10 protein-coding genes are annotated in these 16,518 nt (G+C 68.2%); 9 read left to right on the top strand and 1 reads right to left on the bottom strand.

Translation table 11 applies throughout. From position 1 onward, the window contains the following. The first annotated feature begins 118 nt into the window (after positions 1–118). The 8 genes from AC1RJ9_RS15145 to AC1RJ9_RS15110 all read left to right on the top strand — a co-directional run bounded on the left by AC1RJ9_RS15145 (position 119) and on the right by AC1RJ9_RS15110 (position 13,155). Entirely contained in the window at positions 119–682 is a 564-nt protein-coding gene (locus tag AC1RJ9_RS15145) for an RNA polymerase sigma factor (RefSeq protein ID WP_492853389.1), read from the top strand. After that, the gene (locus AC1RJ9_RS15140; RefSeq protein ID WP_492839555.1) at positions 679–1,650 is read left to right on the top strand and encodes a FecR family protein; all 972 of its coding nucleotides are present in this window, start codon (positions 679–681) and stop codon (positions 1,648–1,650) included. The genes AC1RJ9_RS15145 and AC1RJ9_RS15140 overlap by 4 nt, the downstream gene beginning before the upstream one ends. Positions 1,651–1,787: 137 nt before the next feature. Next, a complete protein-coding gene (locus AC1RJ9_RS15135) occupies positions 1,788–4,487 on the top strand; it encodes a TonB-dependent siderophore receptor (RefSeq protein ID WP_492839556.1) in 2,700 nt (899 codons plus the stop codon). A 64-nt stretch (positions 4,488–4,551) separates the two neighbouring features. Continuing rightward, on the top strand, positions 4,552–6,237 hold the full coding sequence (locus AC1RJ9_RS15130; RefSeq protein WP_492839557.1) for an alkaline phosphatase D family protein: 1,686 nt from the start codon (positions 4,552–4,554) through the stop codon (positions 6,235–6,237). A 352-nt stretch (positions 6,238–6,589) separates the two neighbouring features. Then, the gene (locus AC1RJ9_RS15125) at positions 6,590–8,473 is read left to right on the top strand and encodes a TonB-dependent receptor domain-containing protein (protein WP_492839558.1); all 1,884 of its coding nucleotides are present in this window, start codon (positions 6,590–6,592) and stop codon (positions 8,471–8,473) included. Then, a complete protein-coding gene (gene cobN, locus AC1RJ9_RS15120; RefSeq protein ID WP_492839559.1) occupies positions 8,473–12,393 on the top strand; it encodes a cobaltochelatase subunit CobN in 3,921 nt (1,306 codons plus the stop codon). The genes AC1RJ9_RS15125 and cobN overlap by 1 nt, the downstream gene beginning before the upstream one ends. Then, complete coding sequence (locus AC1RJ9_RS15115; protein ID WP_492853388.1) at positions 12,380–12,850, top strand: hypothetical protein; 471 nt, start codon at positions 12,380–12,382, stop codon at positions 12,848–12,850. The genes cobN and AC1RJ9_RS15115 overlap by 14 nt, the downstream gene beginning before the upstream one ends. Next, positions 12,850–13,155, top strand: a complete 306-nt coding sequence (locus AC1RJ9_RS15110) for a DUF2149 domain-containing protein (RefSeq protein ID WP_492839436.1) — start codon at positions 12,850–12,852, stop codon at positions 13,153–13,155. The genes AC1RJ9_RS15115 and AC1RJ9_RS15110 overlap by 1 nt, the downstream gene beginning before the upstream one ends. A gap of 151 nt (positions 13,156–13,306) precedes the next feature. On the opposite strand, the gene AC1RJ9_RS15105 is transcribed toward AC1RJ9_RS15110, so the two are convergent. After that, entirely contained in the window at positions 13,307–13,771 is a 465-nt protein-coding gene (locus AC1RJ9_RS15105) for a sigma-70 family RNA polymerase sigma factor (protein WP_492839435.1), read from the bottom strand. 662 nt (positions 13,772–14,433) lie between these two features. Here AC1RJ9_RS15105 and AC1RJ9_RS15100 point away from each other — a divergent pair. Beyond that, positions 14,434–16,428, top strand: coding sequence for a TonB-dependent receptor (locus AC1RJ9_RS15100; protein WP_492839434.1), 1,995 nt, complete (start codon positions 14,434–14,436; stop codon positions 16,426–16,428). Positions 16,429–16,518 lie beyond the last annotated feature (90 nt).

The following is a 16,518-nucleotide window of genomic DNA, read 5'->3' as shown; positions in this document are numbered from 1 at the left end:
GACGCGAGCCAGCGTCCGTTTCTCCAGTCGGGCGCGGGGAGCGCTTTTCGCAAGGCGCAGAGGACTGTTTTAAACGATTGTCACACCCCGCCGCTAAACGCCCCGCCTTTCGGGTTGGGTGGTGGCGATTTTGGCCAAGGGCGATGGAGACGCTGACGAGACGCCAGCGAGGCGGTCCGCGAACTACTGGCTCGGGCGGTACGGCGTCGAGATCCGGACAGCCCTGACGCGTCGGTTTGGACCCGATCAAGACGGCGTGGACGACGCGATTCAGAGCGCGCTCCTGAAATTCTGCCGGCTGGACGATCGCGACGACATCGCCGATCCGCGCGCGTTCCTGTTCGTCATGGCCCGCAATGCGCTGCGCGACTCGATTCGCCGGGCGAACAGCCAGAAGCGGCGTTGGGCGGCCTTGTCCGCGACGCCGACCCTGACGACGCCGGAATTGACCCCGGAAGAGGTTCTCATGCAACAGGAGCAGCAGCAGGCGCTCGAAAGGGCGCTCGAGGCTTTGCCTCCGGAAGCGCGCGAGCTCTTGCGACTGAGCCGGATCGAAGGACTGACCTATGCCGAAATCTCGCGAATGACCAACCGATCGCCCGCCGACATCAGCCGAAAGATCGCCGCCGCGCTGCTCCAGCTGCGCGAGCATCTTCGGACCGTGGGGGCGCAGGCGGCATGACGGGGCGCGAGACGGACGTGACCGAGCAGGCCATGCAGTGGTTGGCCCTGCGGACCGGCGGCGCTTTCGACAGGGATCGGCGGCGGACCTTCGAGGCCTGGCGGGCCGAGTCTCCGGACCATGCGGCGGCCTATGCCGAGGCCGAGGCGCTGTGGGCGCGCCTGGCCTGGTCGCCGTCGCTGAACAGCAGGAGCCTGGAGCGGCCGATCGCGGCGGCCGAAGTCCCGCCGGCGCGCGTGCGCGCCAGGCGCGTCGGGACGTCGACCCTCGTCAGGTGGGGCGCGATCGCGGCTGGCCTGGTGCTGGCCTGCCTGACGCCGTTGGCCGTCGAGCGCCTGAACGCCGGTCGCGAGCTGGTCACCGAGGTGGGTGAGATCCGGCACCTGACGCTGAGCGACGGCTCGCGCGCCTCGCTGGCCGGGGCCACCCGCATGACTAGCCTGATGACCGACCACGTCCGTGCGGTGCGCCTGGCGGAAGGCGACGCCTATTTCGATGTCGCCCACGACACCGGCCGGGTTTTCACGGTCCGGATGGACGGCTTGAAGGCCGAGGCGGTGGGCACGGCCTTCGAGGTCCGCAAGACGCCGGCGGGACCGCAGGTCCTGGTTTCGGAGGGCAGGGTGCGCGTCAGCGCGCGCGGCGCCGGCCAGGTCCTGATGGCCGGGCCCGGCGAGCGGGTGACCCTGGTTGGCCACGCCTTGCGGCGGTCGCGGTTCGACCTCGCCAGCGCCGCGCCGTGGCGGCGGCAGAGGCTTGTCTTCGTCAACGCGCCGTTCGCCGACGTGGTCGCCGAGCTCAATCGTTACTACGCGCCCGGGGTCGTGGTCGCCTCGCCGGCATTGGACGGCCGGAGGGTCACGGCCAGCTTCGCCGTCGACCAGACCCCCCAGGCCATCGAAAGCATGACCCAGGAGATGGGGGCGCGGCTGGAACGCGTTCCAGGGAAAGCCGACGTGGTCCGATAGGCTTCGGGGGGCTGGGTTTCTTGAAGATTTGATGAAATCGGCGTTTCACCGGGAATGAACCCGGGCGAGCGGCGTCTAGGCGGTGTTTGAGGCTGTCAGGCCAAGAGGCCGCGCCGTCATCGTCTAGGGGGATCAAGTTGACCAGCCACCGTATCGGCCTGCGGGCCGCTTTCTCGGCGTCCGCCGCCGTTCTCGTCCTGGCCTGCGCGGCCGCGCCAGCCGCGGCGCGGCAGGCGAGCGCCCCGCGCGCCCAGGCCGCGGCCATCCACCAGATCCGCCTCGAAGCCCAGTCTCTGGACCGGGCGGTCATCGCGTTGTCCGAACAGACCAACACCGTCATCCTGGCGACCGACGTCTCGCTGGACGGCCGGCGATCCTCGACCCTGGTCGGCGCGATGACCGTCGGCCAGGCGCTGGCGCGGCTGCTGGAAGGCTCGAACCTGGCCTACAGGCGCGATCCCAACGGCGTCTACGTGATCGTGCCGGGCGAGGTGCGCGCCGAACCGGCCGTGCTCGACGACGTCGTGGTGACCGCCCACTATGACCCGCTGGGCCGCCTGCAGAAGAGCGCCACGGACGGGTTTCTCGGGCTGGACCGGTCGCTGCTGGAAACGCCCCGCTCGGCCTCGCGCGTCAGCGTCGACACGATCGCGCGCTACGGCATGCAGAATGTCGACGACCTGGTGACCGCCGTGCCGGGCGCCTTCACGGCCAGCTTTTTCGGCGTCCCTGGCAACCTGAATGTTCGCGGGACCTTGGCCGACACCTATTTCCAGGGCTTCAAGCGTATTGAGAACCGTGGCAGCGCCTCGTCCAACCTTGGCGCGGCGGCCTATGTCGAGGTGCTGCGCGGCCCGTCTTCGCCGATCTACGGTCCGGGCAAGGTCGGCGGCCTGCTGAACTTCATCCCGAAATCGGCGCGCGGCGCCAACACCCGCTACGCCGACACGCTGGGCGGCGGCTTCAACGTCACCGCGGGCTCGTACGGACGTCGCAACGCGGCCGCCGATCTCGTCGTGCCCCTCGGCAAGGGCGGCCTGGCCTTCTATGTCGAGCGGGAGGATTCGGACTCCTACTACCGCAACATCCACCCCAAGCACTGGAACCTCCAGGCCAGCTATGTGGGCGATCTCGGCGGCGGCTGGTCGACCGAGATCAATCTGATGCGCTTCAAGGAGTCCGGCCGCATCCAGTCGCCGGGCTGGAACCGGGTGACGCAGGACCTGATCGACAACGGCGTCTACATCACTGGCCGTGACACCGACCTGAAGGACCTCGACGGTTCGGGCATGGTCGAATATGGCGAGATCGACGCGGCGTTCGGCGCGTCGGGCGGCACGTCCAACATCCGCCAGATCCTCGAATACGGCGGCAAGAACAACGCCAAGTTCGCCCTGGACGAGGGCGTGGGCGCGACGAAGCTCGATCGCCGCAACATCATGGCCGACGCGGCCGACCACAACGACAGCGAGACCTTCACCGCCTATGGCGCGGTGAAGAAGGAGATGTCCAACGGCTCGGTGCTGACCCTGGCCGGCTTCATGGACGAGTTCAGCAACGACCGCTTCAACAGCTTCGGATTCGCGGCCGACTACTATGCGCGCGCCTTCGAGGGGCGGGTGACCTACAAGTTTCCCGCGCGGTTTGGTGATCACGTCCACGCCGACACCATCGTCGGCGCCGCCTATCGCGACCACAAGGCCAAGCAGTACGAGTCGTTCCTCTCAGGCTATATCGGCTTGAACCGCCGCGACCTGTCGAGCGGTTCAACCGCAGGCGACCGCATCGCCACGCCCCGCGTCAAGTCGGGTCTCGAGATGTGGGACTCCCGCCATCACATGGAATGGAACAGCCGCTCGGTCTTCGGCCTGAGCGACGTCACCCTGTTCGACCGTTTCAGCGTCCTGGCCGGCCTGCGCTGGGATCGCTACGAGGTCGACGCGATCAACAAGGGCGAAACCGTCTTCGGCACGAAGAACAAGTGGGTCTCGAACACCGACGACGCGGTCACCTGGTCGCTGTCGGCGCGGTACGAGACGCCGTGGGGTCTGACGCCCTACCTGACCTACGCCAAGCCCCGTTCGCTGGAGTCGACCCAGACCGGCGGCGTGTCGGTCGGCTCGGTGCAGAACAAGCTGTTCATTTCGCCGTCGGAGTTGAAGGAAGCCGGCGTCAAGTTCTCGCTGTTCGACGGTTCGCTGCTCGGCGGCGCGGCCTACTATGAGCAGTTCCGCCGCTCGACGGACCTGCTGGGCAATGTCAGCGGCAACACCTCGGAAGGCTTCGAGCTTGAGGCGCACTGGCTGGCCTCCAGCAACCTCAGCTTCACCGCCGCCCTGACCCTGCAGGAGACCAAGGTCGACGCGCCCGGCAAGGGCAAGGGCGAGTATCTGGAGCTGCGTCCCGAGCAGTTCGGCATCGCCAATCCGGCCCTGGCCTATGGCGGCACCTTCGCGGTCAACAACGCCGGTTCGCTGGCCGAGCTGACCCGCGGCTATGTCGTGCGCACCATGCCCGACACGGTGGTCAGCGTCTTCGGCTCCTACACGACCGATCCGTTCCCGTTCATGGGCGACCGGGCGACCGCGGGCCTTACCGCCGGCGCCACCTATGTGTCGGAGACTGGCGGCATTTTAAGCAACAGCATCCGTCTTCCGGAATACACCCTGGCCAAGCTGGCCGCCTTCGTGAAGGTTCGGGACATGACGGTGTCGGTCAATGTCGACAACCTGTTCGACAAGACCTACTTCACGCCGGCGGCCGAGGTTTACAAGGAAGTGTCGGTGATGCCGGGACTGCCGCGGATGGTCCGCCTGAACCTGGCCTATCGGTTCTAGCCCTGAACGGACCCGGCGGCCGTCCGCCGGGTCCGACCCCTTCGATCGCGTTTGGTGATCCCTGATGACTGAATCCCTTCGGCCCTCGCGGCGTGGCGTGCTGGCCCTGCTGGGCGGCGGCGCGACCCTGTCTTCGTCGCCGGCGCTGGCTCGGGGCGGGCCGACCGCCGCCGCGTTCACCCATGGCGTGGCGTGCGGCGATCCGACGACGACCGGCCTGCTGCTCTGGACCCGCGCGGTCGGGGAGGAGGCGGAGACCCGCGTGGGCTGGGAAGTCGCCGAGGACGAGGCCTTCGCCAGGATCGTCCGCTCGGGCGTCGCCGCGACCAGCGCCGCGCGCGACCATACCTGCAAGGTCGAGGTCGACGGCCTGAAGCCGGGCGCGACCTACTGGTACCGCTTCCGAAGCGCGGACGCGGTGTCCCGCGTCGGGCGAGGGCGGACGCTGCCGGCCAAAGGCGTGAAGGCGGCCCGGCTGGCGGTCGTCTCCTGTTCTCACTACGGCTTCGGCTATTTCAACGCCTATCGCGCCATCGCCGACCTGCCGTCTCCGATCGACGCCGTCGTCCACCTGGGCGACTACATCTACGAGTACGGCGTCGACGGCTACGGCGGCGCGGAGAGCCGGGCCCTGGGCCGGGTCCATCAGCCGGACCACGAGATCGTCACCCTGGCCGACTACCGCCAGCGCTTCGCCCAGTATCGGACCGATCCCGACCTGCAGGACCTGCATGCGCGCGCGGCCTTCATCACCATTTGGGACGACCACGAGACGGCCAACAACGCCTGGATGGGCGGCTCGCCCGCCCACGACGACAAGACCGAAGGCGCCTGGGAGGCGCGTCGCGACGCCGCCATCCAGGCCTATTTCGAATGGCTGCCGATGCGCGATCCCAAGCCCGGCCAGGCCGCTCACACCCTGAATCGCGTCTACGACTATGGCGACCTGCTGTCGCTGATCGTCATCGAGACGCGGCTGACCGGCCGGACCAAGGCCCCCAGCGCCTCGCGCGACATGATCCGCGACGCCGAGGGGCGGCCCGATCCGGTGCGGTTCGAAAAGGAGGTGCTCGACGCGCCGAACCGCTCGATGATGGGCCCCGCGCAGGAGGCCTGGCTCGAGACGGCGCTCACCGCCTCGGTTCAGCGCGGCGCGGCCTGGCAGGTTCTGGCCAACCAGGTCATCGTCGCGCGCATGCGGGCCCCGTACTTCATGTCGCTGCTGCCCAAGGACCTGCTCGACGACGCCCTGACCCGCCCCGGCTCCAAGCGCTGGCTGGAGAGCACGCGCCTGGGCCTGCCGATCAATCTGGACGCTTGGGACGGTTACCCCGCCGCGCGCCTGCGTCTCTACGACTCGGTGCGCAAGGCCAAGGCCAACCTCGCGGTCCTGACCGGCGACACGCACATGTTCTGGGGCAATCGCCTGCACGATCCCCGCGACGAAAAGGCGGTGGGTTTCGAGTTCGGAGCCGGCAGCGTCACTTCGCCGGGCGGCTACGAGACCGTCAGTCCGGATCCGCGCATCTACGACGTCGCGGAGACCGCGCTCGTCGAGCGCAATCCGGACGTGCGCTTCGCCCGCGTCCGCGACCACGGCTTCCTGCTTGTCGACATTACCCGCCAGGCGATCACCTGCGACTATTTCAAGGTCGCCGACATCGGTGTTCGCAACCCCAAAGCGGCTCGGTTCTGCAGGATCGTCTCGACGCGCGGTGGCGAAATGACCGTGGCGCCCGGCGACGCGTAGGGACCGATCGGTGGGACGTGGGGACTGTTACTGATCGCCCCTGGGGCTAGCGGGCGCGGTGTTCTACATCCGCTCGGACAATGGGCAGGAGATCCAGGTGTCGACGAACGCCTCGGTCCCAGCCTGTCGGCAAGGGGAAGTCACCGCGCGGCGATGAAGCAGCGGCCGTCGCCAGCGCGGCCGTCAATCGCGCACGGCGGTCATCCGGGCCGCTCATCTGAAATTCCAGCTTGACTAAGTGCTATGTTATAACGTTTCAAATCACCCAGGGTGAAACACCGCTTTCTGGGGGCGTATCTTGATCTTCAATTGGCGGCCGACGCGACGGATCGCGCTGTTGGCCACATCCGGCATGACCATATTCGTGGGCGCGGCTCGGGCGGATGACGCCACGACGGTGTCTCAGGTCGTCGTCACCCCGACGGCGGGCGAACAGAAGCTGACCGACGCGCCGGCCACCATCTCCGTCGTCACCCGGCAGGATCTGGAGGCCCGGCCGGTGCAGGACCTGGCCGACGCCCTGCGCGGACAGCCGGGCGTCAATGTGGGCGGCATCGGCATGACCCGCCGGGGGATCAGCTTGCGCGGCATGCCCGTCGAGCACACCCTGATGCTGGTCGACGGTCACCGTCTGAGCGCGGTGGGCGGTCTCGTCGCCCACGGCGACTACGACTTGGCCTGGACGCCGGTCGAGGCGATCGAGCGTATCGAGATTGTCCGTGGCCCCATGTCGTCGCTGTACGGCGCGGACGCGCTGGGCGGCGTTGTCAATATCATCACCCGCAGCGCGACAGACGCCTGGCGCGGTTCGGCCACGATCAACGGCTCTTCGCCGGAGGGCGGCGAGGGCAAGGCCTACCAGTTCGGCGGCTATGTTGGCGGCCCGCTGGTCAAGGACGAGCTGGGGCTCAGCGTTTACGCCGACGCCACGGGCCGCGATCCCACCTTCATGGCTTCGGACCCGCGCCAGGCCGAGTTGGAAGGCCGTCGTTCGGTCAACGGCTCGGCCACCCTGAGCTGGACGCCGGACGCGGCTCAGCGGATCGACTTGACCTATTCGGCCGGTCACGACGTCCGCTATCGCGACACCGTCACGACCGCCGCGCCGATCACCTACTACCGTTTCTCCGACGACATCGATCGCGAGCAACTGGCCCTGTCGCACACCGGCAAATGGTCGTGGGGCGACACCAGCCTTCGCGCCTATCGCAGCGAGCTTGAGCGGGTCAACATTCGGACCAAGAAGCAGACGCCCAGCTCGCCGGTGCGCATTGTCGAGCGGGTCCTCGACGGTCATGTCAGCGTGCCGCTCGGCGACCACCGCGTCAGCCTGGGCGGCGACCTGCGTCGCCAGAGCTTGCGCAATCCCGAGGTCAACGCTTCCGGACGGGCCAGCGCCGACCAGGGCGGCGCCTTCATCCAGGATGAGTGGAGCGTGACCGAGCGCTGGTCGATCGTGGGCGGTGCTCGCTTCGATCACCACGAGGCCTATGACTGGCAGACCAGCCCGCGCCTCTACACCGTGTTTCACGCCACGTCGAAGCTGACCTTGAAGGGCGGCGTCGGCCGTGGCTTCAAGGCGCCGAGCCTCACCCAGCTGTCGCCCGAATACGACGTGGTGGCGGCCGGCGGGCGGTTCACCGTCTACGGCAACCCCAACCTCAAGCCCGAGATCGGCACGACCTACGAGGCCAGCGTCGATTATGACGCCGGTCCCTGGTCGGTCCGCGCGGCGGTCTTCCAGAACGATCTGAAGAACCTGGTCGAGACGCAGTGCACCGCCTTCTGCGGCATCCGGGGGCGCGAGGTGCGCCTCTACGGCAACGTCTCGCGCGCCCGGATCAAGGGTGTGGAGGCCGGCGCCAGCGCCCAGCTGCCGGCGGCCTTCAAGCTGTCGGCCAACTACACGCACCTGGACACCGAGAACCGCGCTACCGGCGCCGAGCTGACCGAGCGCCCGCGCAATAGCCTCAACGCGCGTCTGGAATGGGCGCCGTGCGAGGATTTTTCGGCTCAGCTCCGCGCCGAATATGTCGGCCGCCAGTTGGTGAGCACCGGCGTGCTGCCCGACTACAGCCTGTGGTTCTTCGAGGCCCAGAAGCGGCTGACCCCGAACGTCGCCCTCCGGATCGGCGTGGAGAACATCACCGACCAGCGCCTGGCCGAGAAATCGAGCGGCTACACCTACGCCGAGCCCGGCCGTCTCTACCACCTGGGCTTCAACCTGAGCTTCTGATGCAGCGCGCGGTCTCGTTCCTTGGCTTTCTCTGGCTGCTGTTCATCGCGGTCGGCGCGACGAACGCGCAGGTTCCGGCCGCGCCCGTCATCACGGTCGTCACCACTGACTTTGTCCTGCCCGGCAAGATCGCGCGCCTGGACCGTTGGGCCAAGGAGCAGGGGCTTTCGGTCGAGAGCCTTTATGTCGAGACCGACAAGCGCGATCCCGCCGCCTGGGGCGAGGGCGCCGATCTGCTTGTTCTCGACACCCCGCGCGGCAATGACCTGGCCGCCGTGATGGCCAAGGCCGGAAAGGCGCTGGAGGCCAGCAAGACCCCCTGGCTGCGCGTCGGCGGCGGTCCGCCGGCCTATGGCGGCGGGCTTTCGCCGGAGCTGGGCCGGCGCCTGGTCAGCTACTACGGCAACGGGGGGCAGGCCAATCTCGCGCTGTTCTTCGCCGCCTACCGGACCTGGCGGGCGGGCGGGGACATCGCCAGTCTCCCGCCGGCCCAGATCCTGCCCAAGGCGGGCGTCTATCACCCCGACGCCGCGGCGCCGTTCGCCAAGGTCGAGGACTATCTGGCGTGGGGGGAGGGGCGTTGGCGCCAGGGCGCGCCGCGCCTGGGGGTGATCACCTATGGCGGCGCCCTGGCCAGCGGCGAGACCGATCTTCTGGACGCCTTCGTCCGCGCGGCCGAGAAGGATGGTCTCGCGCCCATCGTCTTCTGGTTCGAGGCGAGCGATCCGGAGGCGATCGGCAAGATCGCCAAGGCCGGCAAGGTTGATGTGCTGATCAATCTGCAGCACCTGCAGAACGGCGCGGCGCGCAAGGCCGAGTTCGAGGCCCTGGGCGTGCCGGTGATGGCCGGCTTCACCTACCGCGAGGGCGACATCGCCGCCTGGCGGGCCTCGCCCACCGGCATTTCGCCGCAGATGGCCGCCGTGCTCCTGGCCACGCCCGAAAGCTGGGGCGTCAGCGACCCGATGGTGGTGGCCGCCGTTGAGAAGGGCGAGCTGACGCCCATCCCGGAACAGGTCGCGGCGATGGTCGGCAAGGCGCGGGGCCTGGCCTTGCTCAGGACCAAGGCCAATGCCGACAAGCGCCTGATCCTGATGTTCTGGAACCACCCGGGCGGCGAGAAGAACATCGGCGCGTCGAACCTCAACGTACCCCGCAGCCTGGCGGTCTTGACCCAGCGGCTCGCCGCCGCCGGCTACGACGTTCCGCCGACCCAGGAAAAGATCCTGATCGAAGACGCCCAGGCCATGCTGGGCGGCTATTACCGGCCCGAGACCCTTGATGGTCTGCTCGCGCGTGGTCTGGCCACGACCGCGCCGCTGGCCGACTACACGGCCTGGCTTGAGCGCCAGCCCGCCGCCGTGAAGCAGGCGGTGGTCTCTCGCTGGGGCGCGCCCGAGCGTCATTGGGCCGTGCGCGTGATCGGTGGGCGGCGCGTCTTCGTGATCCCGCGCCTGACGCTGGGCAAGTTGACTATTCTGCCCCAGCCGCCACGCGCCGACCGGGTGGGCGAGTCCTACCACGACACCAAGGTCGCGCCGGGGCACCTCTATCTGGCGACCTATCTGATGGCGCGCGAGACCCTGGCGACCGACGCGCTGATTCACTTCGGCACCCATGGCGCCCAGGAGTGGACGCCGGGTAAGGACCGTGGGCTTTCGGTCGAGGACTTTCCGTTCCTGACGGTCGGCGATCTGCCGGTCTTCTACCCCTATATCCAGGACAACATCTCCGAGGCCATCCAGGCCAAGCGCCGGGGGAGGGCGGTGACGATCAGCCACCAGACCCCGCCGTTCGCGCCGGCTGGTCTCTATTACGAGCTGCGCGACCTGCACGCCCTGATCCACGAATACGATCAACTGGACGTCGGGCCGGTGCGCGATCGCACCGCCGGGCAGATCCAGGCCTTGGCGCGGTCCAGCGGCCTCGCCGGCGACATGGGCTGGAGCGACGCGCGGCTTGGCGCGGAGTTCCCGGTCTTCCTGCTGGCGCTGCACGACCACCTGCACGCCCTGGCGGCGACGGCGACCCCGCTCGGCCTGCACACGTTCGGCGAGGCCGCCGACGTCGAACTGCGCGCGGCCACGGTCATGCAGCAACTGGGCGAACCCTACTACAGGCGCCTCGGCCTCGATCCCAAGGAGGTGTTCGCCAAGGACTTCGGGGCGCTGAAGACCTCGCCGGCCTATATCCTGACGCTGCGCCGGCTGAAAAGCGCCGAACCCCTGGCGGACATCACCGATCCGGAGCTCTCGGCGATGCTGGAGCGCGCCGCCGAGCTCGACCGTAACCTGGCCCAGACCGGCGAGGTCGAGGCGCTGCTGGCCGGTCTCTCCGGCGGCTTCGTGCGCCCCGGACCGGGCGGCGATCCTGTCCGCAATCCCGAGGTCCCCAGCGGCCGCAACCTCTTCGCCTTCGAGCCCGACAAGCTGCCGACCAAGGCGGCCTATGCCGCGGGCATGCGCGCCTTCGATCAGCTCTACGACGCCTATCGTCGCCAGCACGGCGCGCCGCCGGAGAAGCTGGCCTTCTCCCTGTGGTCGGGCGAGGCGATCCGCACCCTCGGGATCGTCGAGAGCCAGGCGCTCTACGCCATGGGCCTTCGCCCGGTTTGGGATCAGGGCGGGCGGGTGACCGGGCTTGAGATTATCCCCGCCCAGGAGCTGGGGCGGCCACGCGTCGATGCGGTGCTGCAGGCCACCAGCGTCTACCGCGACCAGTTCGACGGCTTCATGCGTCTGGTCGGCGCCGGTGTGAAGCGGCTAGCGGCCCTTGATGAGCCGGGCAATGTCGTGGCCGCCAACAGCCAGCGGATCGAGGCGGAGCTGATCGCCGCCGGCATGGCGCCCGAGCGCGCCCGCCGCCTGGCCGCGGCGCGGATCTTCAGCAACGCGCCCGGCGACTATGGCAGCGGCGTGCCCGAGGCGACCTTGGCCTCGACGACCTGGAACAAGGACGATGAGCTGGCCGATCGCTTCCTGGATCGACTTCAGTACGCCTATGCCGACGACGCCTGGGGCGAAAAGCCAGCCGAGAAGAACCTGTTCGCGGCCCAGCTTCGCGGCGTGCAGGCCGCCGTGCTGTCGCGGTCCTCGAACCTGAACGGGGTCCTCTCGACCGATCACCCGTTCGAATATCTCGGCGGCCTGTCGATGGCCGTGCGCCGCCTGGACGGCAAGAGCCCGACCCTGTTCATCACCGATGCGCGCGGCGCCGAGCCGAGGATCCGCGACGCGGCCTCCGTCCTGGCCGACGAGTTGCGCGGCCGCTACCTCAATCCCGAATGGATCAGGGCCATGAAGGCCGAGGGCTATGCCGGCACGCTGGAGGTGCTGGACGTGACCAACAACCTGTTCGGCTGGCAGGTCGCCGATCCGTCCATGGTGCGGCCCGAGCAGTGGCAGGCCATGCATGAGACCTTCGTCATGGATCGCCGCAAGCTGGGCTTGAACGCCTGGTTCGAGGCCAGCAATCCTACCGCCCAGGCCCAGATGATCGAGCGGATGACCGAGGCGGTCCGCAAGGGCTACTGGCGTCCGGACGAGCGCACCCTGCGCGAAATGGCCGAGCGCTGGCGCGAGCTGACGGCGCGAAAGGGCGCACAGCGCGGGGCCAAGCCAACGACGGCTGTCCTGGAGGCGGCGCTTGGGGGCTTTGGTCTGTCGCGCGGCGCGACGACGTCCCCCGCTAAAGCCGCCGCTCCGTCGGCGCCCGCCCAGATCTCGCCGGCTCCGCCGCCGGCGCCGAAGGTCAAGGGGCGCCTGCTGGAGAAGGTGGTCTCGCCACCGGCCAACGCGCCCAAGCCGTCACACGCCATGCTGGGCCTGCTGGCCTTGATCGCCCTGCTCGTCGCCGGAGCGGCGCGGCAGCTTCTTTCCAATGCTCGTATCTCCGAGGAGTCCTCGTATGCAAAGCCTTGAGGCGGGTCTGTTCGACCTGGCCCGACTGTTCCTGCCGCCGGCGCTGGCGCTGATCCTGCTGGCCCTGGCCTACGCCTTCGTGGCGCTGGGCGGCTTTCTGATCGAAGCCGCCCAGCGCCGGGCCGGCGTCCACCGCTCCGGCCTGGCGGCCTATCAGGCCAAGACGGGCGCTGGCAGCGACGATCTGGAGCTTTGGATCATGAAGAAGCTGGAATGGTTGCGGGTGACCTCGCGCAGCGCCCCGCTCCTGGGCCTCGTCGCGACCATGATCCCCATGGGGCCGGCGCTGCTGGCCCTGGGCGAGGGCGACGGCGGCGCCATCGGCAAGAACCTGGTCGTGGCGTTCTCCGGCGTGGTTCTCGCCCTGATCGCCGCCAGCATCACCCACTTCGTGCTCACCATCCGTCGGCGCTGGCTGCTGGAAGACCTGCGGGCGCTCGAGCGGGGCGCCGCCTGATGCGGTTCCTGGAGGACGACGAGGCCGATGATCCGATCTTGTCGGTGGTCAATCTGATCGACCTGTTCGTCGTGGTGATCGCGATCCTGATGATCCTGGTCGTCCGTAATCCGCTCAATCCCTTCAACGCCGACAAGGTGGTGGTGGTGAAGAACCCCGGCCAGAAGGACATGAGCATGATCGTCAAGGATGGGAAGGAGATGACGCGATACGAGGCCCGTGGCGCGATCGGCGAGGGACAGGGCGTCAAGGCCGGGATCACCTACCGTCTGCCAGACGGCAAGATGGTGTACGTGCCTGAGTAAGCTGAGGCCTTAAGTCGTGTGGACGGTTGTCGAAGCCATGGGACGATGGCGGCGAGGCGCGCGACCAATTGCGCCGGATCATCGGCTTGGCCGCGCGCATCCCCACGGTTATGGCCGAGAGCCTGGACGGCGCTCGCGGCTCGACCACACACTATCGACCGACTTTCAACAGCAGGTGTTTGAGCGCCAAGCTGACATGCTTTTCGACAGCGCTCTTCGAGATTTGAAGCCGTTTCGCCGTTTCGGGGTGCGTGAGGCCGTCCAATTTGTGCAGCCAGAACACTTGCCGTGTCATTGGCGGCAAAGCCCCAAGGGCCTGGATGAGCCGTTCCAGACGCAGGCGAGCGCAGGCGGCGGCCTCGGCGTCCGCCGCGTCGGCAATGTCCATGGCGCCGAAGCTCGCGTGATTTGCGTCTCGCCAAGCCGCGTCTCGCGCGCTGGACCGGCGCTGGGCCCGCAAACGATCCAGGAGCAGGTTCGACGCCAAGCGATAGAGATAGGCCGACGGATTCTCGATGGCCCCGCCGTTTGCCCGCCGGACCTTGAGGTAGAGGTCCTGCATCAGGTCCTCGACGTCTCCGCCGCCGCCGGTCCGGACGGAGAAGAAGCGACGCATGTCTTCACGTCGCGCGAAATAGGTGGCGATGAGCGGAGAGCCCGGCGAGGAAGGGGGAGCGTTCACTGAACTTGGCGCCTCATCGCCTGGACCGATGCCGCGGCCGCTTGACCGCGAGACGTCAGCATTGAGGCCCCAGCATGAGGGCCGGGGCGATGCCGCGATGACTGCGGTCCATGAAGATCCAAGCTCCTAAAACCACGCCTTTCTGATCGCGTTGCGCCTATGCCCGAGCCCGGTTGAGCAACCGTGGAAGCCATGTTGCGACTTCGTGCAGGACCCTGGCGTCGCCCGCCGCGCCCGTCGCCCGCCGCGCCCGTCGCCCGCCGCCTTCGCAAGGACGCTCGATGATCCGCCTTCGATACGAACTGCGCCTGCTGCTCCGCTCGAAGGTCAGCTGCTGGCGCTGCTGGTTCTGACCGCGGGCGCCTGGGCCGGAGCGGCGGTCAACGCGCGCCGCACGAGAGGGGGAGACGAAGAACCCTCTCGCCGCCAGCGGCGCTGTGACGATCCGCGACCGTCTGATCGATGAGGCGGTGCGGGTCAGTTTCGTGATCCAAATGCATCACTCACCCGATCTTCGCGCCGTGCTCACGATCTCGCTTGGCTAATGTTATGCTATAACATACTTGGCGGCGGTTCGCTTTTTTTGGAGAAGCCACATGCGGCTGCGTTCGATGTTGTTGACGGCGTCCAGCGCCGGGGTCGTGCTGGCGTGGGGCGTGTGCGCCCAGGCCCAGGACCTTGGTCATTCGGTGTCGGAGGTGGTGATCACCGCCTCGCCGCTCAGCGGTGACCCGGATCGGTTCGCCACGATCGTCGAGCAGGTCAGCCGCGATCAGGTGCTGGCCAATGGCGGCGCCAGCCTGGCCGACGCCCTGCGCAACGTCCCCGGCGTGGCCGGCACGGGCTTCGCCGCCGGCGCCAGTCGCCCGGTGATCCGCGGCATGGACGCCCAGCGCGTCAAGCTGGCTGAAAACGGCCTGTCCAGTTCGGACGTCTCGGACGTCGGTCCCGACCATGGCGTGCCGATCGACCCGCTGGCCGCCCAGGATATCGAAGTGGTGCGTGGCGCGGCCACCCTGCGCTATGGCAGCCAGGCGATCGGCGGCGTCGTCAACGTCATCAACAACCGCATCCCGATGAAGCCCATCGACGGGATCGGCGGCGAAGCCACGGCCGCCTACGGCTCCAGCGCCAAGACCGGCGAGGGCACGCTCAGCGTCGATGCGGGGCAAGGTCCGTTCGCCGTGCACTTCGACGGCTTCGGTCGTCGTACCAGCGATTACGACACGCCCGAGGGCCAGCAGTCCAACTCGTGGTTCCACGGCAACGGCTATTCGGGCGGCGCGTCCTATTTCTTCGGCGACGACAGCCGCGTCGGCGCCAGCGGTACGCACTACAAGGCCCGCTACGGCATCCCCGCCGAAGACACCTTCATCAACATGAAGCAGGACAAGGGCGCGTTCGGCGGCTCGTTCAAGTTCGGCGACGGGGTGCTGCAGCGCCTCAATGTCGACGCCGGCTATGCCGACTACACGCACAGCGAGATCGATCCGGCGACCAACCAGGCGCTGTCGACGTTCAACAACAAGGAATGGGACGGCCGCGCGGAGGCCCTGTTCGGCCAGACCGGCTTCCTGTCGGCTTCCGCCCTGGGCGTCCAGTTCCAGGATCGAAAGTTCAGCGCCCTGGGCGAAGGCGCCGACTATCTTAAGCCGACCCACACCGTCAGCACCGCCGGCTTCGCCTTCGTCGAGGCCCCGATCGGTCCGCTGCAGTTCCAGGGCGCGGCGCGCGTTGAGCATGTCCGGATCGACGGCACGCCAGCCTCCGGCGTCGAGACCCGCAAGAAATACACGCCGGTCAGCGTCTCGGCCGGCTTCACCTACCAGGCCTCCGACGCCTTGCGCCTGGGCCTGACCGCCGCCTCGGCCGCGCGCGCGCCGGCCCAGACCGAGCTCTTCGCCATCGGCCCGCACGACGGGCCTCTGACTTACGAGACCGGCGATCCGAACCTGAAGATCGAGCGCGCCAACTCGCTGGAGGCCACGGCGCGCTACAAGATCGGCAACGAAGGCCGGATCGAGGCCTCGGTCTGGGGCGCACGGTTCGACAACTACATCTTTGGCGGCCTGACCGGTCGGATGTGCGACGAGGACGGCGTTTGCGAAGTCGGCGGCGCCGGCGAGCTGAAGGAGCTCAACTACGGCCAGCAGGACGCCAAGTTCTGGGGCGTCGAGGCCAAGGCCTTCTTCCCTCTGGCTTCGGTGGGCGGCGGCAAGCTGTCGGGCCAGGTCCTGGGCGACTATGTTCGGGCCAAGTTCAGCGGCGGCGCCGGCAACGTGCCCCGCATCCAGCCTGGCCGCTTCGGCGGCGGTCTGGAGTGGGACAACGGCGCGGTCGACGCCTCCTTCCTGATCCTGGCGGTCGCGAAGCAGGATCATGTCGGCGTCGCCGATCTGGCGACCGACGGCTACACCTCGGTGGACGCCCAGGTGCGCTGGAAGCCCTTCAAGGCCAAGCCGGGGATCGCGCTGACGCTGGTGGGTCACAACCTGGCCGACGAGACCATCCGCAACGCCACCGCGCTCAACAAGGGTGAGGTCGTGATGCCGGGTCGCGACATCCGTCTGGTGCTGAGCGCCAAGTTCTGACGAGCCAGGCGTCACGGGTCGGCCAGCTTGCCGGCTCGTGACGCCGTCTTCGACTTTTCGGGTCGCATGGTTCTCGATACCGCCCTCGCC

Source organism: Caulobacter sp. GW822-FHT07D08 (assembly GCF_058798735.1).
The sequence above is the reverse complement of the archived record's forward strand: the minus strand, read 5'-3'. Positions and strand labels throughout refer to the sequence as shown.

Coding starts and splice junctions, on each gene's coding strand:
- AC1RJ9_RS15130 (WP_492839557.1), top strand. CDS start 4,552: ATGACTGAATCCCTTCGGCCCTCGCGGCGTGGCGTGCTGGCCCTGCTG.
- AC1RJ9_RS15125 (WP_492839558.1), top strand. CDS start 6,590: ATGACCATATTCGTGGGCGCGGCTCGGGCGGATGACGCCACGACGGTG.
- AC1RJ9_RS15100 (WP_492839434.1), top strand. CDS start 14,434: ATGCGGCTGCGTTCGATGTTGTTGACGGCGTCCAGCGCCGGGGTCGTG.
- AC1RJ9_RS15110 (WP_492839436.1), top strand. CDS start 12,850: ATGCGGTTCCTGGAGGACGACGAGGCCGATGATCCGATCTTGTCGGTG.
- AC1RJ9_RS15105 (WP_492839435.1), bottom strand. CDS start 13,771: ATGCGTCGCTTCTTCTCCGTCCGGACCGGCGGCGGCGGAGACGTCGAG.
- cobN (WP_492839559.1), top strand. CDS start 8,473: ATGCAGCGCGCGGTCTCGTTCCTTGGCTTTCTCTGGCTGCTGTTCATC.
- AC1RJ9_RS15140 (WP_492839555.1), top strand. CDS start 679: ATGACGGGGCGCGAGACGGACGTGACCGAGCAGGCCATGCAGTGGTTG.
- AC1RJ9_RS15115 (WP_492853388.1), top strand. CDS start 12,380: ATGCAAAGCCTTGAGGCGGGTCTGTTCGACCTGGCCCGACTGTTCCTG.